The 23,444-nt window shown below is 40.4% G+C and carries 20 protein-coding genes; 12 read left to right on the top strand and 8 right to left on the bottom strand.

Annotation, left to right across the window (positions count from 1 at the left end):
• Positions 1–115: 115 nt before the first annotated feature.
• The 6 genes from fabG to ABJF57_RS13270 all read left to right on the top strand — a co-directional run bounded on the left by fabG (position 116) and on the right by ABJF57_RS13270 (position 8,828).
• Positions 116–862, top strand: a complete 747-nt coding sequence (fabG, locus tag ABJF57_RS13245) for a 3-oxoacyl-[acyl-carrier-protein] reductase (RefSeq protein WP_462229828.1) — start codon at positions 116–118, stop codon at positions 860–862.
• Between the two features lie 148 nt (positions 863–1,010).
• Positions 1,011–2,780: a DUF1800 domain-containing protein gene (locus tag ABJF57_RS13250; protein WP_462229830.1), complete on the top strand. Its 1,770-nt coding sequence runs from the start codon at positions 1,011–1,013 to the stop codon at positions 2,778–2,780.
• Between the two features lie 94 nt (positions 2,781–2,874).
• Positions 2,875–4,578, top strand: coding sequence for a DUF1501 domain-containing protein (locus ABJF57_RS13255; RefSeq protein WP_462229832.1), 1,704 nt, complete (start codon positions 2,875–2,877; stop codon positions 4,576–4,578).
• Positions 4,547–5,410, top strand: a complete 864-nt coding sequence (locus tag ABJF57_RS13260; RefSeq protein WP_462229834.1) for an outer membrane beta-barrel protein — start codon at positions 4,547–4,549, stop codon at positions 5,408–5,410. Before ABJF57_RS13255 ends, ABJF57_RS13260 begins: the two co-directional genes overlap by 32 nt.
• 33 nt (positions 5,411–5,443) lie before the next feature.
• Positions 5,444–6,670: a hypothetical protein gene (locus ABJF57_RS13265; protein WP_462229836.1), complete on the top strand. Its 1,227-nt coding sequence runs from the start codon at positions 5,444–5,446 to the stop codon at positions 6,668–6,670.
• Between the two features lie 127 nt (positions 6,671–6,797).
• Entirely contained in the window at positions 6,798–8,828 is a 2,031-nt protein-coding gene (locus ABJF57_RS13270; RefSeq protein WP_462229838.1) for a hypothetical protein, read from the top strand.
• Here the strand turns inward: ABJF57_RS13270 and ABJF57_RS13275 are convergent.
• The 7 genes from ABJF57_RS13275 to ABJF57_RS13305 all read right to left on the bottom strand — a co-directional run bounded on the left by ABJF57_RS13275 (position 8,825) and on the right by ABJF57_RS13305 (position 16,565).
• Positions 8,825–10,912, bottom strand: coding sequence for a carboxypeptidase-like regulatory domain-containing protein (locus ABJF57_RS13275; RefSeq protein ID WP_462229840.1), 2,088 nt, complete (start codon positions 10,910–10,912; stop codon positions 8,825–8,827). The genes ABJF57_RS13270 and ABJF57_RS13275 overlap by 4 nt on opposite strands.
• The gene (locus ABJF57_RS13280; protein ID WP_462229842.1) at positions 10,909–11,610 is read right to left on the bottom strand and encodes a hypothetical protein; all 702 of its coding nucleotides are present in this window, start codon (positions 11,608–11,610) and stop codon (positions 10,909–10,911) included. The genes ABJF57_RS13275 and ABJF57_RS13280 overlap by 4 nt, the downstream gene beginning before the upstream one ends.
• A gap of 52 nt (positions 11,611–11,662) precedes the next feature.
• Complete coding sequence (locus ABJF57_RS13285; RefSeq protein ID WP_462229844.1) at positions 11,663–11,950, bottom strand: winged helix-turn-helix domain-containing protein; 288 nt, start codon at positions 11,948–11,950, stop codon at positions 11,663–11,665.
• The gene (locus ABJF57_RS13290) at positions 11,947–12,519 is read right to left on the bottom strand and encodes a hypothetical protein (protein ID WP_462229846.1); all 573 of its coding nucleotides are present in this window, start codon (positions 12,517–12,519) and stop codon (positions 11,947–11,949) included. The genes ABJF57_RS13285 and ABJF57_RS13290 overlap by 4 nt, the downstream gene beginning before the upstream one ends.
• A 101-nt stretch (positions 12,520–12,620) precedes the next feature.
• Positions 12,621–15,182, bottom strand: coding sequence for an ATP-dependent Clp protease ATP-binding subunit (locus ABJF57_RS13295; protein ID WP_462229848.1), 2,562 nt, complete (start codon positions 15,180–15,182; stop codon positions 12,621–12,623).
• Between the two features lie 142 nt (positions 15,183–15,324).
• Positions 15,325–15,942 carry a WbqC family protein gene (locus ABJF57_RS13300; protein WP_462229850.1) on the bottom strand — a complete coding sequence of 206 codons (618 nt, stop codon included), beginning with the start codon at positions 15,940–15,942 and terminating at the stop codon, positions 15,325–15,327.
• A complete protein-coding gene (locus ABJF57_RS13305; protein WP_462229852.1) occupies positions 15,939–16,565 on the bottom strand; it encodes an L-threonylcarbamoyladenylate synthase in 627 nt (208 codons plus the stop codon). Before ABJF57_RS13305 ends, ABJF57_RS13300 begins: the two co-directional genes overlap by 4 nt.
• A gap of 202 nt (positions 16,566–16,767) precedes the next feature.
• On the opposite strand from ABJF57_RS13305, the gene ABJF57_RS13310 reads away from it, so the two are divergent.
• Positions 16,768–18,081 carry an inositol-3-phosphate synthase gene (locus ABJF57_RS13310; RefSeq protein ID WP_462229854.1) on the top strand — a complete coding sequence of 438 codons (1,314 nt, stop codon included), beginning with the start codon at positions 16,768–16,770 and terminating at the stop codon, positions 18,079–18,081.
• On the opposite strand, the gene ABJF57_RS13315 is transcribed toward ABJF57_RS13310, so the two are convergent.
• Complete coding sequence (locus ABJF57_RS13315) at positions 18,082–18,816, bottom strand: phosphocholine cytidylyltransferase family protein (RefSeq protein ID WP_462229856.1); 735 nt, start codon at positions 18,814–18,816, stop codon at positions 18,082–18,084.
• Positions 18,817–18,918: 102 nt separating this feature from the next.
• Between ABJF57_RS13315 and ABJF57_RS13320 the strand changes: the two genes are divergently transcribed.
• The 5 genes from ABJF57_RS13320 to ABJF57_RS13340 are packed head-to-tail and all read left to right on the top strand — an operon-like array spanning position 18,919 to position 23,443.
• Positions 18,919–20,127: an aminotransferase class I/II-fold pyridoxal phosphate-dependent enzyme gene (locus tag ABJF57_RS13320; RefSeq protein WP_462229858.1), complete on the top strand. Its 1,209-nt coding sequence runs from the start codon at positions 18,919–18,921 to the stop codon at positions 20,125–20,127.
• Between the two features lies 1 nt (position 20,128).
• On the top strand, positions 20,129–21,082 hold the full coding sequence (locus tag ABJF57_RS13325; RefSeq protein WP_462229860.1) for an NAD-dependent epimerase/dehydratase family protein: 954 nt from the start codon (positions 20,129–20,131) through the stop codon (positions 21,080–21,082).
• Positions 21,082–22,200: a hypothetical protein gene (locus ABJF57_RS13330; RefSeq protein WP_462229862.1), complete on the top strand. Its 1,119-nt coding sequence runs from the start codon at positions 21,082–21,084 to the stop codon at positions 22,198–22,200. The genes ABJF57_RS13325 and ABJF57_RS13330 overlap by 1 nt, the downstream gene beginning before the upstream one ends.
• A 38-nt stretch (positions 22,201–22,238) precedes the next feature.
• On the top strand, positions 22,239–23,003 hold the full coding sequence (locus tag ABJF57_RS13335; RefSeq protein WP_462229863.1) for an SDR family oxidoreductase: 765 nt from the start codon (positions 22,239–22,241) through the stop codon (positions 23,001–23,003).
• Positions 23,000–23,443, top strand: coding sequence for a 3-hydroxyacyl-ACP dehydratase FabZ family protein (locus tag ABJF57_RS13340; protein ID WP_462229865.1), 444 nt, complete (start codon positions 23,000–23,002; stop codon positions 23,441–23,443). The genes ABJF57_RS13335 and ABJF57_RS13340 overlap by 4 nt, the downstream gene beginning before the upstream one ends.
• The last annotated feature ends 1 nt before the right edge of the window (position 23,444 follow it).

A 23,444-nucleotide genomic window follows, 5' to 3' on the forward strand; every position in this document is an offset into this window, starting at 1 on the left:
ATTTGATTTTAAATTGAGGCGCAAATTTAAGTCGAAAAATTGTCTAAAATAAGCGGAAATCAGTCTTCTCTCATCTGATTATCTTTGGCATCAAAATTTTGAATCACTCATCTATATGAAATTACTAGAAGGAAAGACAGCACTCATCACTGGAGCATCAAAAGGAATTGGTAAAGCCATAGCAGAGCAGTATGCTGCTCAGGGGGCCAACATCGCATTCACTTATTTGTCGAGTGTAGAGAAAGGCGAAGCATTGGAGAAAGAACTCGCCGCTCAGGGAATCAAGGCAAAAGGATACAGATCTGATGCCTCAAACTATGAAGCAGCTCAAGAGCTTATCAGCAGTGTGGTTGCCGATTTTGGCTCCTTAGATATTCTAATAAATAATGCAGGCATCACCAAAGACAATCTACTCATGCGGATGGGTGAAGCTGACTGGGATGCGATCATGAATATCAACTTAAAATCATGTTTTAATACAGTGAAAGCTGCATGCAGAACCATGATGAAACAACGTAGTGGATCAATTATCAATATGTCTTCTGTAGTAGGCGTGAAAGGAAATCCAGGTCAGGCCAACTATGCCGCATCTAAAGCCGGAATCATTGGTTTTACCAAATCGGTTGCTTTGGAATTGGGCTCAAGAGGTATTCGATGCAACGCGGTAGCTCCGGGATTTATTGAAACAGAAATGACTGATGCACTGGATGAAAAAACGGTTCAAAGCTGGAGGGATGCCATTCCATTGAAGCGAGGTGGTGCTCCTGTGGATGTAGCAAACGCCTGCATCTTCCTTGGATCTGACATGTCCTCTTACATCACAGGTCAAACAATTCAAGTAGATGGAGGAATGTTAACTTAATTAACTCATCATCATTTAAATTTAAAGTCCATTGAATGCAATGGACTTTTTTGTTGATTGTCATTTAATTTAACTATTTGAATATTTTTTATAACTTATTTTATAATAATGAGTTAATTTTAGAGTTTTACTTACCAAAACAGCTCCAATGCCTTTAAACGCGCTCACCAGCACATTAGGAAGAAAAAGAGCTGCTCACTTGCTACGTCGGACGTGCTTTGGCGGATCTGTATCTGAAATTGATACATTCGCAACGCTTACTCCGGCGCAGGCTGTTGCGCAGCTATTAACCACGGGATTGCCCGATCCGGTTTTACCCATAGATCCACTTACAGGTTCTGAATGGATTACAACAGGAAATGCTCAAAGTGAAGGATTTGAACTAGAAAGATATTTCTTAGCTTGGCACATTGGCCAATTGCTAGGCAATGGCATTGATAATTCAATAAAGCTTCCCTACATCTTTAGGGAACGGCTGGTTTTCTTTTTTCATACCCATTTCACTACAAAACGCTCCGTTGTTAACAGCTCTAGAGGCCTCTACTATCAACAAGCACTTTTCAGAATGTTTGCCATCGACGGGGAGGACATCATCATTCCTGCGGACGACCCGATGGATCCAGATATTGTGGTGCCCAGAAATTTGAAGCAGCTCACAAAAAAATTGAGCGTGGACAATGCCATGCTGGTTTTTTTAGATGGAAGATTTAATGTGAAAGGCAGCCCTAACGAAAACTATGCACGTGAGTTAATGGAGCTCTATTCCATTGGTCGGGGACTTGAAGGAAATGTGCCCGATCCAGAATTTGATGGAGACTATTTCAACTATACGGAAGAAGATGTTCAGGTTGGAGCGCAGGTGCTTTCTGGCTTCAACGTGGATCCGACATTTTCCAACATAGACGAAGAAACCGGACTACCCAGAGGTGTTGTGAGAGGTGGTACAGTTGCATCTAGTCATGAAGAAGGAACTAAAACATTCAGTGCAAGAATGAATAATGGATCAGTGACTCCTGACCCAGACTTGCTTGTTGGCGGCAATCCGACAGAGGAAAGTGTACTGGACGAAATCAGTCAGTATGTAGATTTAATATACGGCCAGCCTGAAACCGCAAGAAGTATTTGCCGAGAACTCTATCGCTTCTTTGTATACCATCAAGTAGATCAAGCGCTTCAAGACGACATTATTCAGGATATGGCGGACATTTTCACTGCCAATGAGTTCAAAATTCAGCCAGTGTTGGAAGCTCTCTTAACAAGCCAGCATTTTTATGAGGCCGAAGCAGGACCTGAAGACAACAATTTTGGAAGTATTATTAAATCTCCATTGGATGTGGTCCTCGGCTTCATGCGAAACTTTGAATTGGAGCTTCCGAATTATGAAACGGAGCTAGCTGAATATTATGATTTTTCCATTGACTTATTGGGAGAAATAAGAAGGCAGGGAATGGACTACTATGAGCCGTTCGAGGTAGCCGGATATCCAGCCTATCATCAATTCCCAATATTTAATCGCAGTTGGATCACTACGAATTATCTCACCAATAGATACAATTTTGTCAGACTTGCTTTGTCCGATGGGACAAACATGGAGATGGGACAAGTCAACGTTTTTGATTTTGTGGAAAACAATTTTGCTCCTGCAACAATTCGTATCGCCAATGATTTCATCATTGCAGTAGCTGAATATTTGCTACCCATCTCGGACAACCTTTCGTTTGATACGGATGGAGGGGAATTGACAACCGAGAGACTCAATTATTTCAAAACTGCAATGTTTGCTTTTGCAATAGATGCTGATCCTGAAGCTGCATGGACGACTCGATGGGATGGTAATTTGGATGCAAACACACGCGCCAATCAGATCAAAGAGCTCTTCAATGCCATGCTTCAATCACCAGAATATCAATTAATGTAGCCCGACATAGTCGGAATTAATTATGAATAAAGTAGTCATCATACCTAAAATAAAAAGCCTAAGAAAGGCTCTAACGAATTAATGAAGGGTTGACATGAAAAGAAGAAATTTTTTAAAGAAATTAGGTTTTGCTGCTGGGGCACCGATTGCATTTCAGGGCGTTCCACTCAAACTCTTAGCATCTCATCAGGAGTTTCAACACCTGGCACAGCAAAGCACGAACGATCGGGTACTCATCATTCTTCAACTACATGGCGGAAATGATGGATTAAATACCGTCATACCTATTTCAAATTACGATGAGTACTACAGTAGAAGAGCCAACATTGCAATCCCTTACAAAGTAGGCAATCGAACCTTGATTCCACTGGACAGTACTGTGGCAAGCGAGGAGCAAGTAGGATTACATCCTGATATGAATGATTTCAAACGCCTTTATGACGCAGGTAAAGCTGCCGTTTTTCAGGGCGTTTCTTACGAAAGAAATAACGGATCTCACTTCCGTGGTAGAGACATCTGGTTTATGGGAGGAGATGCAGATGATTACTTCAGTTCTGGGTGGATTGGTCGATATCTTGGACAAGAATACGAACCGCTGGTTTACCCTACTGACTTTCCAACGGAAGAGATGCCGGATCCTCTGGCTTTAGAAATGGGTAACGATGTGTCATTGTTGTTCCATCAAGAAGGAAACATTCCTACTTCCCTATCACTCGGTAGTAATCCAGCAAACCTAGCCAACCTCATCGATCAATTGGAAGGCTTCTCTGATGAGGGAATAGATCCACGAGGAAATCCTCCGGCTTTTCTAAATGACTCTCCATACGGAAAGGAAATGGACTGGATTCTTGGGCTAGAAGACAAATCTGAAACATACATTAAACGTCTCGCTGAGATATATGATTCTTCAGCAGAAACTTCAGTGACCTACCCTGAAAATTATCCTTTTAACGCTCCCGATGGATCAAAAAGGAACCCGCTCAGCAATCAATTGAAGCTAGTCGCCAGACTACTGGCAGGTGGAGTAAAAACCAAGGTTTTTCTTGTGAAAATGGGGGGATTTGATACCCATGCCTCTCAAGTAGAAAGTTACGACCCTACAATGGGTGTTCACTCTGCGCTCCTTTACCACATTTCATCAGCCATGGCAGCCTTTCAGAAAGATTTACGCTCCCGAGGTATTGAAGAACGAGCGCTTACCTTGACCATGTCCGAATTTGGCAGACGCATCGGCTCAAATGGAAGCTACGGAAGTGATCACGGAACAGGAGGACCAGTCATGATGTTTGGTGCTGCTGTAAAACCAGGGATATACGGAACCGTCCCAGATGTTTCGCAAGGCAATGTTGGGATGCAATTCGATTACCGTCAGATTTATTCTAATATCCTTTTCGAATGGATGGGAGTAGAAAAGTCGATCATTGAAAATGATATCTTCTTCAGAGATTTCATTGAGGGCCCTAATCCAGCAGGGGGAAATTACGAGCCTATGGATTTAATCAAGGATGTTATTTTGGGAGAAAAAGAACATCTCCAAAAGAATTACAGAATTGAATCTATCTATCCTAACCCGGCTTCTAATTATACGCAGGCCAAAGTCTTCGTAAATAATTATCAAGAAGTAAATGTTCAACTAATCGATGTGAGAGGAAATATTGTATCTCAAACAAACAGACGGGTGGCTCCTGGTGAGCATACTTTTTCATTTGTACTCGATTCGCTCAATCCTGGATTCTATTTTATCAAAGCAAAATCTGAAATGTTAGATGATACAAAAAGACTCATCATTCGTAAGTAAACTAACCTTTACACTGCTCATCTTACTGGTCTCCAGTAATTTGATGGCACAAAAGAAGCCTTCATCAAACCCGCTGGAATCATTTCTTGATACCCAGTTTTGGCTTGGGTTAAAGATGGGGATTAACTACTCACAGGCCTTTCCGGAAACAAGAAATACCGGCTTCAGCCCAATCGATTACTCTGCGGATAGTTTGCGAAAAAGCTACGATGATTTTTCACTTCCCGGAGCTCACATGGGTCTGGAAATGAACTTCTATCACCGAGGCTTTTCTGCTTCCTTCCAGCCAGTTTACAAGAGATCAAGATATCAATACAACAGTGTTTTAGCCTGGACTGGAGCATCGTCTGGGAATCGGTTTGAAACACGATATGATGTTGAACAGCGGCTGGATGTCATCGAGTTACCATTGATGATCAAATATGATGTAATAAGGAAAGGAAAAATCAGGCCTTTTGCTATGGTAGGCGGGTTTCACTCCATAGTAGCCTCTGCTCAAAAAGATGTTAAGATTACCCAAATCGATTATTCATCTGGCAGTCCACTCCAATCCTCAGGTGGAACCAGCACTTTAGGTGTGAAAGATTCGTTTAAGGGATTCACCGGTATTTCGGGTGGAGTCGGCGTGAATCTTGACTACTGGAATATCCGAACCGTGTTTGAAGTAAATTATAAGAGATCGCTTACTTCCGCCACTAAACCTAATGAGCAACAAAATGAATTAGCATCCCTTGGGGAGACTAATGATGAAATTTTCTTGAGAGACATTAGTGTCTCTTTAAGTTTCGTATTCCCTTTCCGATTCATTGACCAACAATTCAAAGCCTACTAAGGCACAAAGTGCCCGTTATTTAATTGAGACAACATGTACGCAATTGAAAAAAATATCCATATAAAGAATATCATCAGTAAAATCAAAATACTGACATCCCTTGTTTCTATATCATTTTTGATTTCATGCTCTGATGATGAGCCTGCTTTAAGCGAATCATTCCTGAAAATTTATGACGACTCCAATATAGATGTGAGTTATCGTCCTATCGATGTGATAGAAACCATTGACGGATATATCATTCTAAGTGGTACAGAATTATCCAATACAGATTTTATGGGTATCCGATTGATCAAAATTGATGAAGAAGGAAACTATATTGATGACAATGAATTGCGTGACTATGTTGTCCCTATTGGCAACATGTACCTAAATCAGGCCGATAGCAACAGCTATTTTTTCGCAATGAATCCAACATCTCTGGAAGCAGTTCTTATTGGAGTGAATCCTCAGCTCAATATTGAAGTGGAAACACTGATCGGTGGAATTAATTATCCGCTATCATCGAATATATTGAGTAATGGCAATTTCCTACTCCAAAGCTATGACCCTCTGTCTCAGGAGACAGAAATATCAGAAATATCGCTCGACGGAATGTTTGTCGGAGGAAACCGCTACTCAATTGGCCCTGGAGATGATGTGGAGCAAGAAATAATCAATCATTACTTAAACGCCAGTGATCGTCCATTGCCTTTCTTTTGCGGTGAGGTTTCCGCCGGAAATTACTACTTCAATGGCTTTTATAATTACAGCCTTTCACTCGTATTCACTGATTTCTCTGATGCACCTAGTGGGGTTGTTCAAGGCCAATCTTCTAATGCTGGCTTGCGAGCAGTGATGGCTTTGAGTGGAAGTAACTTTGCTGTTTCCGGCTATCAATTTGACGATAATTATCAGCTGGCAAACGCTACACTCTCGATTGGGGGAATCACATCCAGTGCAGACTTATATCCTGGAGATATGGCTGAATTAAAACCATATACTCCAACTAAAATAGTTAGCTATACTTCAGGCACCAGCTATTCCATATTTGCAGCAGAAACTAAAGGGAGACAAGTACTTTTGAATTTTTATACAGACGCAGGAGAAATAGGAGGCTCACATCGAATTGGATTCTTGAACCCCTTCACATTTTCATCCATCAAGGTTGGTACTGACAATTCTCTGCTCATCCTGGGTACCACATTTGTTGCTGGTAGATTTGAAAGGATTACATTCAACAAGATTTCCGAAGCGGAGGTATTGGCTTTTGTGAACTAACCTTTCAACACAAAAGGGTATCTAAAATTAAATTGGCTCGTATGCATGTATTGCATTAGGTTTCATTGTTCCTAATTGGATCGATTCATCGGTTTATCTTCGCATGAGAAATTCTAATAAATAATTAATGGATAGAAGCTTTGTTCACTTAGAATACTCCGGTTGGTGGATTCTACTCATCATTGTTATCTCTGCTGCGCTATCTTATTTTCTTTACGCAAAAAAGAATGTACCCTGGAATCAATCTCAAAATTGGCTCTTGGTAAGCATTCGCTTTTTAGGGATTCTAGCACTTTTGACATTGCTACTTTCACCAGCCATTCGCAAAGTGACCAATCAGGTTGAAGATCCCATAATTGCGATCGCCTTGGATAACTCTCAATCGGTAACTCAAAGGGGAAATTCGGCTGAGGAAATTCGTCAATTTATTGAGTCCATTGAGCAACAACTTAAAAATCAGAATATTGAGGTTAAACTCACCTCTTTTAATGATTCATTAAACTTCAACTACTCTACCTCAAATATTTCGGACTTAGTAGAAAATATTGAAGACGAGCTGGATCAACAGAATGTCGTAGGCACATTACTGATTACCGACGGGATTTATAATCGAGGCAGTTCGCCTCTTTATAAGAATTATCTAACCCCTGTATTTGCTGTAGGGCTTGGGGACACTATTCCTCCAAAAGACATTAGTATATCCCGTACACGCTACAATAAAGTCACTTTCAAAGGAAACGAAACTCCCATTCAGCTTGAAATAAGCCAAGATGGCTATGACAATCAGGAGGTTACGATACGGTTAATGGAAAAGGGGAAGCTTTTGGAAGAGAAGAAGACTCGCTTAAAAAATTCCATACAGCAAATGGAGTTCATCATTAAATCAGAAGAAGAGGGACTAAGGCATTTAGTCGCATCTATTTCAAACATGGGTGATGAGTCCACGTTGGAGAATAATCGCTCCAATATTTTCATGGAAGTTATTGATGCGCGAAAGCAGGTTTTGATCGTTGCGAACGCTCCTCACCCAGATATAAAAGCTATTAGAGCAACACTCACCGAGACTGGAAACTATCAAACAAAGGTCTATATCCCAGGCATTCATGACGAAAAGCCCAATGAAATTTTTGATGTTGTTATTTTCCATGGAGCCTTTACTTCGGGGGTCAATTTTATCCCAAAAGAAAATCCTGGAATATGGTATGTCCTGAGCAATGAGAGTTCAATTACTTCTGCCAATAAAACGCTTCCATTCATTAACATAGAACGACGCGGCTCTCAACCAGACAAGGTTGTTGGATCATTCAATCAAAATTTCAGTAAATACAAAATTGAAAACGTATCCGCATTTGAAGAATACCCACCAGTTGAAGTGCCATTTGGCAATTATAAGCTAAGCGGGCCTGCAGAAATACTCATGTATCAAAAGCTGGGTAGTGTGAAAACTCAGAAGCCGCTCATGGCCGTCTTTGATGACGGAACACAGAAAAGTGCGGTTCTACTTGGGCAGAATATCTGGCGATGGAAGCTTCAGGAGTCCGCTATTAATGGAAACGCTGACCAGTTTAAAAACTTAATTACAAAAACCGTTCAATTTCTTTCGGTAAAGAATGACAAGAAGCAATTTCGGTTTAAAACTCGAATGAATAATTTCACAGACTCTGAGTCTATCCTATTTGATGCAGAGGTATACAATGACATTTATGAACGTATCTATGGCAATTCAATAAGAATAAGTATCAGTTCTGAAGATGGTGAGCGACAGAGTTTTTCCTTTACCGACTCTGAGTTCAACACGACTTTTAGGTCTCCTAATTTCGAGCCTGGTATTTATCAGTATGAAGCAACCACTCAAATAGGAGATAAGGTTTTGATAGACCGAGGAGAATTCTCTGTTCAAAATGTAAATCCGGAATTCCTCAATCTTACTGCTGATCATAGACTTCTTCAAAACCTTGCTGCGAATACAAACGGAAGCTATGAGCACTTTGACAATGCTGATCGGATGCTTGAAGCAATTGAATCAAAAGATTTTAAATCGATCATCAAAAGTGAGGAAGATCTCATACCACTCTACCGAACATGGTGGTGGTATCTCATCATCTTCATGCTTTTTTCCAGTGAATGGTTTTTAAGAAAATTTTGGGGTGGGTATTAAAAATTAATTACGGCTCCCAGATATCCGGTTCGCTTGGAATACAAACTTTGTTCACGAGCAGAATAGTCTTCGTTGTACTTAAATCCGCTAACATTCTCTCTGTCAAATACATTGTTCAGACTTACAAAAGTGATCACGTTAAATTTTTCGGATATTGTAAAAATCTTGCTAATAGAAATTCCCACATTTGAATACGCAGAAAGTCTGAGGTTAGATTCTGCAAACCTTGGTTCAAATACATCAAGCGGTCGATTATAGGAAGCATCAGTAACCACCGAGGTGGTGGTTCCCTCCCTAGAAATAATTGTTGATTCGATTGTCCAAAACCTACCAGGTGAATACGAGATATTTCCTCTGATAAAGTATGACAGGTCGTAATGGTAACCTTCTTGCTCACTCTCAGCATCCAATAGCGTAAATGATGCCGAGACGCTTAGCTTTGAAGATAAACGGTAGTCTGTGAATAACTCAGCTCCACGAGAAGTGTACTCCTCATCATTGACTCTTCCCTTCTTGTCAAATAAGCTTAAAGCCAATTCTATTCCATTTTTTGAGCGTTTGATATCCACTGATTTTTGAAGGCTCTCAGAATCAAAAGGCTCTCCAGTATTTTCCATCAAGCCGCTTTTATGATAGATACCAGCACCCAAGGTGAATGTCCAAAATTCGTCTGAATAGGAAACATTTGCTTGATTACTCAAGTAGCTTTCGAGCTCATCCATTGGCACATTTTTCCTCAATCCCGCGCCAAAAGCTATTTCGTCGGTAAAAAAGTATTTGAAGTATGTATACCCCTCAAGAACTTTTACATGCGCCTCATCATCAAATTGAATGGTCGGATGATCCGTACCCAGTGCAAATCTAAACTCATGGAAATTACCCCTCACGGTCGAGAAGCGATAATCATAACTCAAACCGGTCTTAAAACTGAATTTAGCCTTCGCTAGAAAATAGTTGGTCCCAATGAAAAAATCCTTCTTTTTTACATTAAAACCAACATTGGAATAGGCATAATCACCATTGCTATAACTCATGCCATTGTTTATGCTCAAAGATCCACCAGCAACAGGTTTCTCTATCGAAGAAATCAAAAAACTTCTTTGCTTCTCCTGATCAAATATTCCGGTGTAACTAGGGTGCTCAAAATTGAACTGATACCCTTCAATGACTGAATAGCTAAGTATTTTCCAACTCAATGCTTCGCTATTACCATACCAATACAAACCAAGATCGTTCGAAGTGAAAGTCTTTATACTTTCCAATGCTTGTTCATTAAGCAACTTGATGGGGCCGCTAGGCTGCCAATTGGTGAACAATTTCAAGCTTTGATTTTTATTGATCTTTTGCTCTCTAGAATATCCAATATTTGCAAGACTCACAACCAGTGAATTTGCGTTCCCGTCTAGCACTTGATCATCCGTCTGCATAGAGATGACTCCAGACGTTACATTCCCAAACTCTAAAGAAGGGTTGCCAGGAAAAACTGTGACACCCTTGATAATGGAAGTATTGAAGATGCTAAATGTTCCAATTCCATTAAGCTGAGAATAGCGTACCGCATCATAGATGGGTACGTTGTTTAGGAATACACCTGTTTCCAATGGACTACTCCCTCTCAGGCTAATATTGGCCGATTCATCAGTAGTAGTTGAAGATGGCAAAGAATTAACTGCTAGAATTGGGTCTGCTTTTGCCGCTGGGTTTGTATAAATATCAAGTTTTTTGATTTCCATATACTTGAACTCCTCCGCTATCAATGGTTTGGCTGTTACCACCACCGTCTCACCAACAGTTTCCAGCTCAATTAATGTTATGGTTAGGTTATCAGAAATCGGCACAACCTGTTCTTGAAAACCAATAAAAGTGACAATCAGAGAATCCTGCATGTCCAGCTTATCAAGTTCGAGACTAAAACGGCCGTCTATGTCCGTGATAACTCCCTTTCTCCAATTCTTTAAGGGGTACACGTGTGCTCCAATTAGTCCTTCTTTACTTTCAGAATCAATAATCCTTCCCTTAACCTGGTGTTGAGAAAGTACAGGCAAGGTGTTAAGTACAAGTAATAGCAAGCACAGGGCTTTCATAATTTTTTAATTTCAGCCAAAGTAGCTTTGGCCCAATGGTATTGAGGCTCCATCAGAATTGCTTTTTCAAGAATTTCTTCCGCCTTTTCATTTTCCTTCACTTTGTTGTAGGCCAATGCCAAACCCATGTGTGTATCCATATACAACCAATTGTCTTCAACATCTCCCTTTTCAAAGAGCTCGATTGCATTTGTGAATGCCTCTATCGCTTGTTTTGAGTCTCCTCCAAACATTTCTGGCGTATAAAGCTTTGATCCTCCGTATAATTTTTGAACCAGTGGAGAATCTGGAGAAAGACGTAGCGCCTTATCCATCAACGACGAACTCTTCATCCCATACAACATCCCCTTCATTGGACTGTAGGCCATTACTAAGCCATACACGGAAGAAAGAACTGCATGAGCCTCTCCGTGTCCCGGGTTTTCGTCAATGATCTCTTTGAGTAAATCAGTAGTTGGACCTACATACTCTTCAAATGTTGCTTCGTCTTGAGTTGCCATTGTATTGTTCAGCAAACCATACATAGCCAAGGCTTTTTCAAAACTTTTATCACCGTCCTCCATTTCAGCAAGTTTGATGCTTCTTTCCCACATGGTCTTACTTGCATTTAGGTATCCAGCGTACTGAATTTGTTTCGAATTTTGCGCCAATGAAAGCCCAGCAATCATGAGTAGCGCGAATGATAATATGTTTTTCATATTTATATTTTTTTAAAGTAGTTTATATTACAAACTATATGTTGAAAAAAAATTACTCGATATATCCTCTTAGGTTATTTACATACTTCTCAAAGGCTTTGATACCCACTTTCGTAATGCTACAAGTTGTTACTGGTTTCTTCCCCTTGAACGATTTAGTCACGCTGATATATCCTGCATTTGATAATTTATCCAGTTGAACACTTAAGTTACCAGCTGTAGCTCCCGTCTTTTCCTTTATAAATACAAACTCTGCAGAGTCTACACTTATGAGTAGAGACATAACCGCCAATCTCAGCTGAGAATGAAGTAAAGGGTCTAATTGTGCAAAACCGCTCATTTTTCCGCTTTTCTGAGTAAGTAACCTGGAATCAAATACCCTACTAGCAAACCTACAGCTGCTACAAGATATTGGTCTAAAATCGTGACATTAAAGGCCACAACTGCTGCTCCCCAAAGAGAGACACCTCCAATCAAAAGAGGCTTAAAGCGAAGCAATGAACCACTTAAATAGGTACCCAATCCTGAAAACAACAGAATTACAGCATTGTGATTAAAGTCTAATTTTCCCATAAATATTAACAAGATTATTATGCTAATAAAAATTCCAATCCATATGGTAGAATAAACTCTATCGTAGTGGCTCACAACGCCAGCTGCTCTTTCTTTCTTCGCACTATACCAAATACTAGCCACCATCGCAGGTATGATCAAAGTCCATACGATATATGGATGCTCATACAAGTCGTATTTCTGTATCGCATAGTGTCCGAGGTTAGCAAGCATGATTACCCAGCCCCACAATAGAAAATAAAAGCTTCCTCCCTTAGCTACATTTCGTTTTGCCTGGCCAATCATATGAGTGATTAGTTCCAGGCTTTCATCTTTAGTTAGTTCTTTATTGCTCATGATTTTTATAGGTTTACTATAAATACGATACAAATATAAATTAGTTTATAATATAAACCAAATATTAAAAATAGAAGGATGGCTTAACCATCCTCTACTTATTATTTCTCTTTCTTGTCCTGCGTCTTAGGTGCTTTCTTTTTCTTGAGCTTAATGCCCAGCACTTCTTTCTTACCATCCCATTCAGCAACCAAAGTATCGCCCTCTTGAATTTCTCCTTTAAGAATTTCTTCCGCTATCGGATCTTCAAGGTGCTTCTGTATGGCTCTGGCCAAAGGCCTCGCCCCATACTGTGGATCATACCCTTTCTCCGCTAGAAACTCTTTCGCTTTTTTAGTCAATTCTATTGAATATCCTAAATCGGTTATTCTTGAGAATAGCTTCCCTAGCGTAATATCAATGATCTTGAAGATATCTTCTTTTTCTAGTGAATTAAAGATGATCACGTCATCAAGTCTATTCAAAAACTCAGGACTAAATGTTTTCTTAAGCGCATTCTGGATTGTAGATTTCATGATATCATCCATATTATCCTTTCTGCTCTGCGTAGCAAAACCGATCCCTGCGCCAAAATCTTTCAAATCTCTAACTCCAATATTTGAAGTCATGATGATTAGTGTGTTTCGAAAATCAACTTTTCTTCCAAGTCCATCTGTCAACACCCCATCGTCCAACACTTGAAGCAGAATGTTGAACACATCCGGGTGAGCTTTTTCGATTTCATCCAAAAGAATAACACTGTAAGGCTTTCTTCTTACTTTCTCTGTAAGCTGACCGCCCTCTTCGTATCCCACATATCCTGGAGGCGCTCCAACAAGCCGTGATACGGAGAATTTCTCCATGTATTCACTCATATCTATTCTTATCAAAGAATCTTCTTTGTCGAATAGGAAGCTTGAAAGGACCTTCGCCATCTCTGTCTTACCAACTCCTGTAGGTCCAAGAAATACAAATGACCCTATTGGCTTCTTTGGATCTTTCAATCCAACTCTTGTTCGTTGAATCGCTTTCGACAATTTCTTAATGGCCTCTTGTTGTCCTATCACCAGACCTTCAAGGTCTTTGCTCATGGTAACAAGCTTGGCGCTCTCATTCTCCGCAATTCTCTTGGTAGGAATGCCTGTCATCATAGCGATCACGTCTGCAACGTTATCTTCTCCTACTTCATAACGCTTGGTTTTAGTCTCCTCCTCCCATCGGGCTTTCTCATCATCAAGCTGAGCAATAAGCTTTTTCTCTTTATCTCTTAATTGAGCCGCCTCCTCATATTTCTGGCTTTTTACAACCTTGTTTTTCTCCTTCTTTACATCTTCAATCTGATCCTCTAGTTCAGTAATGATTTTCGGAACGTTGATGTTATTGATATGCACCCTTGCGCCGGCTTCATCCATTACATCAATGGCCTTGTCTGGCAAGAATCGATCAGATATGTACCTATCAGACAAAGTCACACATGCTTTGATTGCCTCTGGTGTGTAATTAACGTGGTGATGGTTTTCATACTTATCCTTGATGTTGTCAAGAATTTGATGTGTTTCCTCTGGAGAGGTGGCATCAACCATTACCATTTGAAAACGACGAGCTAATGCTCCGTCCTTCTCAATGTATTGTCTATACTCATCTAGCGTAGTTGCACCGATGCATTGAATCTCACCTCTTGCAAGTGCCGGTTTAAACATATTGGAAGCATCAAGCGAGCCAGAAGCTCCTCCAGCTCCAACAATGGTGTGAAGCTCATCTATGAAAAGAATAACCTCCGGAGATTTTTCAATCTCATTCATCACGGCCTTCATACGCTCCTCAAATTGTCCACGATATTTTGTGCCGGCCACCAATGATGCAAGGTCGAGTGTTACCACTCGCTTACCGAACAAAATACGTGATACTTTTTTCTGTGTAATTCGAAGTGCCAGACCTTCCGCAATTGCCGTCTTACCGACACCGGGCTCACCGATGAGGATGGGATTGTTTTTCTTTCTTCTACTTAAGACCTGAGCTACTCGTTCAATTTCTTTTTCTCTACCAATGATGGGATCAAGCTTATCTTCTTCTGCCAGCTTTGTTAAGTCTCTCCCAAAATTATCCAACACTGGAGTGCGTGATTTTTCGGCTCCCTTCTCCTTGCCTGAAGAAGATCTACCCGAACCTCGCGGGCTACTTGAGTAGAGCTCATCTCCTTCGTCATTGGGATCATCAGTATCCGCTGAAGCCATTGGATTCTCTGTTTGGTACTCGAGCATCTCTTTTACCAAATCATAATTCACTTCAAATTTCTCTAGGATCTGAGTAGCCAGATTATCTTCATCTCTCAATATAGATAGCAGCAAGTGTTCTGTTCCGATTAAAGCGCTTTTGAAGATTTTAGCCTCTAAATAGGTGATCTTTAGTACCTTCTCTGATTGCCGGGTAAGTGGGATATTTGCCAGGTTTTTCACATTGCTTGTGGCAGTTCCTTTTGTGGCCTGTTCGATGGCAGAGCGTAATTCTTTCATGCTTAAACCAAGCTTTTTCATTACACTTACTGCTACCCCTTCTCCCTCTCTGATCATCCCCAGCAAGAGATGTTCTGTGCCAATATAGTCATGCCCCAACCTTAGCGCTTCTTCCCGACTAAGGGAAATCACTTCTTTGACTCTGTTTGAAAATTTTGCCTCTTTTGACATGCGTTTTGTCTTTCGCTTTTTAGTAAAAATATAGGATAAACGAAGAATATCCCTTTAATGTAGATGAAAAAACGCGAGCAGTTTCAGATTTGTTCATTATCTCGTCGAAATACTTGATGTGTTTCGATTTCAGTGCGTCTGATCAGTTTCTTAGGTATGAATTGCTCAAAATTTGTGCCGCATTTGGACCCTCACACATGATCAAATCGATAATACTCAGATTTGGAACAAAGGTATCACCAAAAAGCTGTGTATAAGGTGATGGTCTGTAAATTTTTCGATCAGAAAATGGTTTCTTGGGATTGATCATGTTTCGGAAATCAGAATCATACTCCAATCGGAAGTCTTCTGTGAAAGAAATCGAAACATCCAATTGAAGGATTTTAAAACATATCTGCATCAACTCCAGGTTCAGATCGATCAATGAACTGGGCTTTTTGTCCCAAACTGCTCTGAACTCCTCGCTGAAATATTCAAAAAAAGGAGCCTTTCCATAGCCAGAATACAGAGCCCCCCAGTGGTCTTTAATCCACCTTTGAGAATAGCTCACATTCACTGCCTTTGTGGCAAAGCCATTCGAATAACTGACTGGCACAGTCAGCGGATGAATTTTATTGGAAGCTAAGAAATAGGTTCGATTTCGATAGGTCTGCTTAGGAAATGAGTCACAAATCTCAAAGCAAACTTCATCTTGTTGCGATAGCAGGACAAAATACTCCAAGCTTCCTAGGTAATGAGGCTCAATTACGATTTTACTCATGCCACAATATTCACATCGCCCATCCCTTCTCGAATGACTTTTGGTTCCTCGCCCGTACAATCAATCACAGTACTTGGATGCACCTCGCCGAAACCTCCATCAATAACCACATCTACCATATTCCTGAAGTTTTCATAAATAATCTCCGGATCGGTGGCATGATCGTGAATGTCATCATCATGAATGGAGGTGGTTATGATAGGATTGCCTAGTTCGTTTACAATTTCACGCGGAATGTTGTTGTCAGGAATCCGTATCCCTACCGTTTTCTTTTTCACATTCAGAATCTTTGGAACTTTTGAAGATGACTCTAAAATGAAGGTATAAGGACCTGGGAGTGCTTTCTTCATCAATTTAAAAGTGGGGGTATCTAAATGTCTGGTATATTCAGAAATATGGCTTAGATCGTAGCAAATAAATGAAAGATTTAAGTGTCTCCCTTTTATCCCCTTTATCATTCGTATTCTCTCGATTGCCTTTTGATTAAAAATATCACAACCCAGCCCATAGACAGTATCAGTGGGATAGATAATTACCCCACCTCCGCGCAAAACCTTTACGATTTCCAGAATTTTTCTCCTCTCAGGATTCTCAGGATATAACTTAATAAATTCAGCTGTCATGCAATATTTTGATTCTCAACGTGAAACAATTTACTAAAAGAGCCTAAAAACAGTGATTTCAAAATCAAATTATCAAAATGATGAGCTTATCCAGTATGGATTAATTTATTTTGCGGAAAATTTAAATGTCTTCTTTGGGGATACGCTTCCAATATTATGACTATAAAATTTTACGACAAAGACTTAATAGAAACAAACTGCAATGTCAGAAAATACAAAGATCCAAAAGCCTAATGGCAAATTAGGAATTCTAACACCCGGTATGGGGGCTGTTGCCACTACATTCATGGCCGGTGTTCTAAGCATCAGAAAGGGGCTTTCCGAGCCCATTGGTTCCCTTACTCAAATGGGGACTATCCGTCTAGGGAAACGCACAGAAAATAGAAATCCACTCATTAAAGATTTTGTGCCTTTAGCTGCTCTTGAAGATGTCGCTCTGGGTGGTTGGGATCTTTTTGAAGATAATGCATACGAGGCTGCAATGCACGCTCAAGTGTTGGACAAGGATTTGCTAAATGCGCTCAAAGATGAGCTTGAGCAAATCAAACCAATGAAAGCAGTATTTGACAAGAATTATGTGAAGAGACTTGATGGCAGTCACGTAAAGCAAGGTGCCGATAAAATGGAATTGGCCGAGATGCTCATGAAGGATATCGAGAACTTCAAAAAAGAAAATAATTGTGAACGAGTGGTAATGGTGTGGTGTGGCTCTACAGAGATTTACATTGAGGAAAGTGACGTTCACTCAACCATAGAGAAATTCGAAGAAGGTCTTCGAAATAATGATCCAAATATTCCACCAAGTATGATCTATGCGTATGCAGCGATCAAAATGGGGGTTCCGTACGCAAATGGTGCGCCTAACCTCTCTTCCGATGTGGACTGCTTGGTTGAGCTGGCCAAACAAACGGGCGCTCCGATCGCAGGAAAAGATTTTAAAACAGGTCAGACTTTGATGAAAACAATTCTTGCTCCAGGCCTTAAAGCAAGATCATTGGGCATTGACGGTTGGTTCTCTACCAATATCCTTGGAAACAGAGATGGAGAGGTTTTAGATGATCCGGATAACTTCAAAACAAAAGAAGTTTCTAAACTTGGCGTTTTGGAGCAGGTGCTTGAACCTGAACTACATCCTACGCTTTATGGAAACCTTTATCATAAGGTTAGAATCAACTATTACCCTCCTAGGGGAGATGATAAAGAAGGATGGGACAACATTGACATCAAAGGTTGGCTAGGATACAAAATGCAGATCAAGGTCGATTTCCTTTGCAAGGATTCCATTCTTGCTGCCCCACTTGTACTTGATCTAGCGCTATTTCTTGATCTTGCTAAAAGGTCTGAAATGAAAGGAATTCAAGAATGGCTTTCGTTCTACCTAAAATCCCCTCAAGCATTGAAGGGACTCAAACCACAGCATGACATATTTGTCCAGCTCATGAAGCTTAAGAATACACTTCGTCACCTTGCAGGTGAGGATTTGATTACAAACTTAGGATTGGATTATTACGATTGATCAGAGTAGTTTCTGATCAATCAAATTAATGGTACTCTGAAGGTCATCTGGATTGTCCACGTCATTCCAGGTGTACCCTTCTACCAATACTGACTTGGCTTCACGGCTAGCCATGAGTTTAGATACAGATTCTGAAATCGTATATTCTTCACGATCAAAAGATCTCTGAAATACATCGAACACCTCTGCTTTCAACCTAAAAAGTCCAGTGTCGTACCTATTGAATGTTGGGATTTCTTTTCCAATAGAATCAATGAATCCATCATCATCAACCTGCACTTTGGTGACATCATCAATGTCTATGTGCTTGTTGGATTCCCCCGGCATGTCAACAGCTAACTGTAGTGTTTTATCGAGACCTGCTGACTTTTTCACAAACTCATCAACAAAATGGGGATCAAATACATGATCACCCATGGTCAGGAAAAAATCCCCCATTCCGTGCTCTTCAACCCATTCTTTTGCTCTAAAAACAGAAAAACCATTTTCTAAATCAAACCTCTCGTTGTGTAGAATAGTTATATCAGCATCGTGGCTTTTTTTAAGATCAGGTAATGCTGCTTGAAGTTTCTCAGCTCCGTATCCACTAATGATGCAAAACTTTTTGACACCGACGCTTTTAAAAATTCGGATATGGCGAGACATTAAAGTTTCGTCATTTAAAGTGACCAGACTTTTTGGAATGCCTGTGTCTAATCGGGTATTTTTACCAGCAGCTAATATTACAAGATTCAAATTGGGAGTTTTTTATTACAAATGTGTCAAAATTGACCTGGGATTCGATTCAAATCTCAATGTTACGAAAATGTTTCCAAGTGATATAACTAAATTTGCGGAATGGGGAAATTTTTGAGAGAACGATTTTCAAGTTTCAAGCTTGCGGAAGATGCAAAAAAGAATGGATATTATGCATTTTTCCGAACGTTCCAGTCTAAACAGGAGACTCAGGTAAAAGTCAATGGGAAAGAAGATGTTCTCATGTTTGGCTCTAATAGTTATTTAGGACTAACCACTCACCCAAAGGTGATTGAAGCAGCGGAAGCGGCTGTTCGTAAATATGGATCAAGCTGCTCTGGGTCAAGGTTTTTGAATGGCACCACAGACATGCATGAGCAGCTAGAAAGCATGCTTGCCAATTTCCTCAATAAAGAAGAAGCACTTGTTTTTAGTACTGGATTTCAAGTAAACCTAGGGGTGCTACCAACCATTGCCAAACAAGGAGATGTGTTGCTTTTGGATAGGCTTAATCACGCTTCCCTCTATGAGGGCGCAAAATTGAGTGATGCCTCTTCGGTTGTGTTTAGGCACAATGATATGCAGGCTTTAGAAAAGAAATTATCTCAACTGCAAGATGCAAATCACAGAATTATCGCTGTGGATGGGATTTTCAGTATGGAAGGTAATATTGCAAAGCTTCCAGAAATTGTCGCTTTAGCAAAAAAATACAATGCCTCAGTGATGAGTGATTGTGCTCACGCTGTGGGTGTATTGGGCGATCATGGTAGAGGAACTCCCGATCATTTTGGGATATCAGATGATGTTGAACTCATTGGTGGGACATTTAGTAAATCCTTAGCCTCTTTAGGAGGATTTGTAGCTGGTGATAAAGAGACGATTCAGTACATCAGACACGTTGCTCGATCATTGATCTTTAGTGCAAGCATGACTCCCTCTTCTACTGCTGCTACCATAGCAGCTCTGGAAATCATGCAATCCGATGATTCCAGAAGGTTGAAACTTTGGGAAAACACAAACTATTCGCTAAAGCGCCTAAGAGAACTTGGATTTGATACAGGACACGCAGAAACTCCCATTATTCCAATTTACATCAGAGATAATGAGAAAGCCTACAAGATGACAATGCGCCTGTTTGAAGAGGGTGTATTTGTGAATCCAGTAGTAGCTCCAGCGGTCGCTCCGACAGACACCCTTATCAGATTCTCATTAATGGCAACACACACGATTGAACAAATTGATATTGCTATTGACAAGATACTTAAGGTAGCAAACGAACTCGATGTAAAACGTCAAACAGAAGTGGCTTAAGTTGAAAGTTGCAATCACTGGAGCCAATGGTTTTCTAGGGTCTTATTTAGTAAAGGAATGCCTCCGTCAACAAATGGAGGTTCATGCTTTTATTCGATCCAATGCAAACACTTCACTTCTTCCTACGGATCAAAACCTGACCTTACATGAGGTTAATTACCGGGAAAATCTTTCAAAGCAATTTTCAGAGCTCAAAGATGAAATAGGCGATTTAGATTTCTTCATTCACAATGCCGGAATGACGGTGAGTTTGAAAAATGAAGAATACTACAATGTCAATGTGGGAGTAACTACGGCAATAACTGAAGCACTCCAAAACTCCAATTTACTTAAGCCAAAAGGACGCTTTGTTTACACTTCATCTTATGCAGCACAGGGTCCTGCTACGATTGATAGGCCGGTCTCTCATTATGGCAATAGTAAGCTACAAGCCGAGAGAGTCATCCAGGAAAAGATGTCGGACTATTTGCTTGTACGTCCTACAGCAATCTACGGAGCTGGAGATGAAGCATTTTTACCTCTTTTCAAAGGAGCAAAGATGGGAGTCTATCCTGTAACTGACAGCAAGCAGCGCATGAGTATGATTCATGCTGGGGATCTTTCAAGAATGGTTGTTGAAGATATGCAATCAGCACCTGGCATACTGCATTACAATGACGGAAACACCTATCTTCATCAAGATTTTATTGAAATCTTCCAGCTACTTTTTGGAAAAAAAGTCAGGAAATTTCCTCTTCCTAAATGGCTGGCGAAACTATCCATGGGATCCTCCGATCTTTGGCATAAAATCATCAAAAAGCGTCCTGGAATTACCTTGGAAAAGTTTGATGAAATCTCTCAACATTGGGATCTTCATACCACAGATCTAAGACACTCTTCTGTCAAACCTCAGATATCTTTAAAAGACGGATTTGAAGACGCATTGAAGTACTACCAGAAAAACAACCTCATCTAATGTCACTAGAAATAAAGGAAATAGTCTCCAAAAAAGAACTAAAGCAATTCATCAAATTTCCTTTTAAGCTTTACAAAGGAAATCCCAACTACGTTACTCCGCTGATCGAATTTGAAATGAGCACCTTGCTCAAGGACAAAAACCCAGCATTCGATCATTCAGAAGCAAAATATTGGGTTGCTCAAAAAGGTGGTGAAATTGTTGGAAGAATTGCAGCAATTGTCCTGGAACAAGAGCTTAAGGAAAAATCGCTCGCACGGTTTGGGTGGATTGATTTCATTGACGATGAAGAGGTTTCTAAACTACTCCTTGAGACCGCTAAAGCCTGGGCTGAATCAAAAGGAGCAAAGGCCATTCATGGACCTATGGGCTTCACTGATTTGGACTTTGAAGGTGCTCTGGTTGAAGGCTTCGATGAGCTAGCAACCCAGGCAACCATATATAATCACTCGTACTACATTGAGCACTACAAGGCATGGGGCTTGGATGTCGCTGCCTCATGGGTAGAACTCAGAGGAAAGGCACCCTCCAAAAATCCTGAGAAAGTAAACAGAGCTGTTCGAATCATCGAAGAACGCTTCAAGGTCAAAGTCAAAGAATTTAAAAACACAAAGGAGATATTAAAATATGCTCCAGGAGTTTTTGAAGTATTAAACAATGCATACTCAGACCTCTATGGCTACTATCCACTTACTCCAAAACAAATAGACTATTACGTGGAGCAATATTTCGGATTCATCCGAAAAGAGTTCGTCTGTATCATTGTCAATGAAACTGATGAAGTTGTGGGTTTTGCACTAACGCTCCCTTCTTTATCAAAAGCCTTTCAAAAAGCGAAAGGATCTTTGTTCCCATTTGGTTTTATTCATGTGCTCAAGTCATTCTACTTCAATGATTTGGCAGATCTTTTCCTAATAGGTGTGAAACCTGAATATCAAAAACTAGGCATTCATGCACTCATCTACGATTATCTGCAGAAGATTTATGAAGCTAAAGGGATCAAATACATGGCATCAGGTCCGATGCTTGAGAGCAACAAAAATGTACTAAATACCTGGAGCGAGTTTGACATTGACGTTGGAAAAATAAAGCGAAGCTGTTTCATCAAACATTTTTAGGCTGAGTTTAGTAGTTTCACAACATGGAAATGAATGGCATGCATGCACTAATAATTGGTGGGTCAAGTGGTATCGGTCTAGCTGCTGTAAAGAAACTAGCCTCACATGGCTGCCACATCACAATCATCCATAGAGATCGAAAGCAAGGAGTCATGGATCTTGAAGAAATCAACGAAGACCTCTCCAAAAATTTCAACATTTCCATTTCCAGCTACAACATTGACGCTACCAATCCTGAGAAAATTGCAGAATGTCTGCATACAATTAAAGAATCCGGCGCTCCTTCCTTTAATACAGTACTTCATGCGGTTTCCAGAGGGAACCTGAAGCCGTTTATTTCAGATGGCCCGAAGCTCTCAGCTCAGGATCTTGCCTTGACCATTGAGGCAATGGGAACTAACCTTAAGCATTGGGTTGACGGGCTTTTGGACAACGAATTGATCTCCCATGGAAGTAAAATTTTGACGCTTACCTCCGAAGGAAATGATAAATTTTGGGAAGGATATGGAGCAGTTGCCTTAGCAAAATCCACCTTGGAAACACTATCCAAGTACCTGGCCATTGAGTTGGCTCCAAAAGGCATTACGGTTAATATAATTCAAGCTGGAGTTACCGATACCCCTTCACTTCGACTCATTCCGGGATCAGATAAACTAATTCAAGAATCCAAACAGCGAAATCCCTACAAGCGCCTGACCACTCCGGAAGATGTAGCCAATACAATTTTTCTATTGTCACAACCGGAAGCCAACTGGATTAATGGATCCATTATTCACGTAGATGGGGGTGAACATTTGATATGAGTTCTTTTGAAAACATATTGCGTCTTCTTCCCTACGAACGTCCTTTTTTATTCGTCGACAATATCGAGTCCCTAACAGACGACGGGGCAATCGGAAGCTATACCATACGAAATGATGAACCTTTTTTAGCCGGTCATTTTCCCGGCAATCCTGTGGTTCCGGGTGTCATTTTAACTGAAATAATGTGTCAAATTGGGCTTGTCACTTTGGCCATGCACTTAATGAAGTTGGATGAGCATTCGAAAGTACTTCCAGCCTTTACAAGCGCCAATGTTGATTTTCTTTCTAAAGTTATCCCAGAAGACAAACTTATTGTTGAGTCAAAAAAAGTCTATTTTCGCTTCGGAAAGTTAAAATGTACTGTTACCTGCAAAAAAGAAGATGGAACTGTTGTGGCGAAAGGTGAGTTAGCAGGGATGGTGGTCAAATCAGAAGCTTAAA

Source organism: Ekhidna sp., assembly GCF_039940915.1.
Taxonomy (GTDB): domain Bacteria; phylum Bacteroidota; class Bacteroidia; order Cytophagales; family Cyclobacteriaceae; genus Ekhidna.

Coding starts and splice junctions, on each gene's coding strand:
- fabG (WP_462229828.1), top strand. CDS start 116: ATGAAATTACTAGAAGGAAAGACAGCACTCATCACTGGAGCATCAAAA.
- ABJF57_RS13250 (WP_462229830.1), top strand. CDS start 1,011: ATGCCTTTAAACGCGCTCACCAGCACATTAGGAAGAAAAAGAGCTGCT.
- ABJF57_RS13255 (WP_462229832.1), top strand. CDS start 2,875: ATGAAAAGAAGAAATTTTTTAAAGAAATTAGGTTTTGCTGCTGGGGCA.
- ABJF57_RS13260 (WP_462229834.1), top strand. CDS start 4,547: ATGATACAAAAAGACTCATCATTCGTAAGTAAACTAACCTTTACACTG.
- ABJF57_RS13265 (WP_462229836.1), top strand. CDS start 5,444: ATGTACGCAATTGAAAAAAATATCCATATAAAGAATATCATCAGTAAA.
- ABJF57_RS13270 (WP_462229838.1), top strand. CDS start 6,798: ATGGATAGAAGCTTTGTTCACTTAGAATACTCCGGTTGGTGGATTCTA.
- ABJF57_RS13275 (WP_462229840.1), bottom strand. CDS start 10,912: ATGAAAGCCCTGTGCTTGCTATTACTTGTACTTAACACCTTGCCTGTA.
- ABJF57_RS13280 (WP_462229842.1), bottom strand. CDS start 11,610: ATGAAAAACATATTATCATTCGCGCTACTCATGATTGCTGGGCTTTCA.
- ABJF57_RS13285 (WP_462229844.1), bottom strand. CDS start 11,950: ATGAGCGGTTTTGCACAATTAGACCCTTTACTTCATTCTCAGCTGAGA.
- ABJF57_RS13290 (WP_462229846.1), bottom strand. CDS start 12,519: ATGAGCAATAAAGAACTAACTAAAGATGAAAGCCTGGAACTAATCACT.
- ABJF57_RS13295 (WP_462229848.1), bottom strand. CDS start 15,182: ATGTCAAAAGAGGCAAAATTTTCAAACAGAGTCAAAGAAGTGATTTCC.
- ABJF57_RS13300 (WP_462229850.1), bottom strand. CDS start 15,942: ATGAGTAAAATCGTAATTGAGCCTCATTACCTAGGAAGCTTGGAGTAT.
- ABJF57_RS13305 (WP_462229852.1), bottom strand. CDS start 16,565: ATGACAGCTGAATTTATTAAGTTATATCCTGAGAATCCTGAGAGGAGA.
- ABJF57_RS13310 (WP_462229854.1), top strand. CDS start 16,768: ATGTCAGAAAATACAAAGATCCAAAAGCCTAATGGCAAATTAGGAATT.
- ABJF57_RS13320 (WP_462229858.1), top strand. CDS start 18,919: ATGGGGAAATTTTTGAGAGAACGATTTTCAAGTTTCAAGCTTGCGGAA.
- ABJF57_RS13330 (WP_462229862.1), top strand. CDS start 21,082: ATGTCACTAGAAATAAAGGAAATAGTCTCCAAAAAAGAACTAAAGCAA.
- ABJF57_RS13335 (WP_462229863.1), top strand. CDS start 22,239: ATGCATGCACTAATAATTGGTGGGTCAAGTGGTATCGGTCTAGCTGCT.
- ABJF57_RS13340 (WP_462229865.1), top strand. CDS start 23,000: ATGAGTTCTTTTGAAAACATATTGCGTCTTCTTCCCTACGAACGTCCT.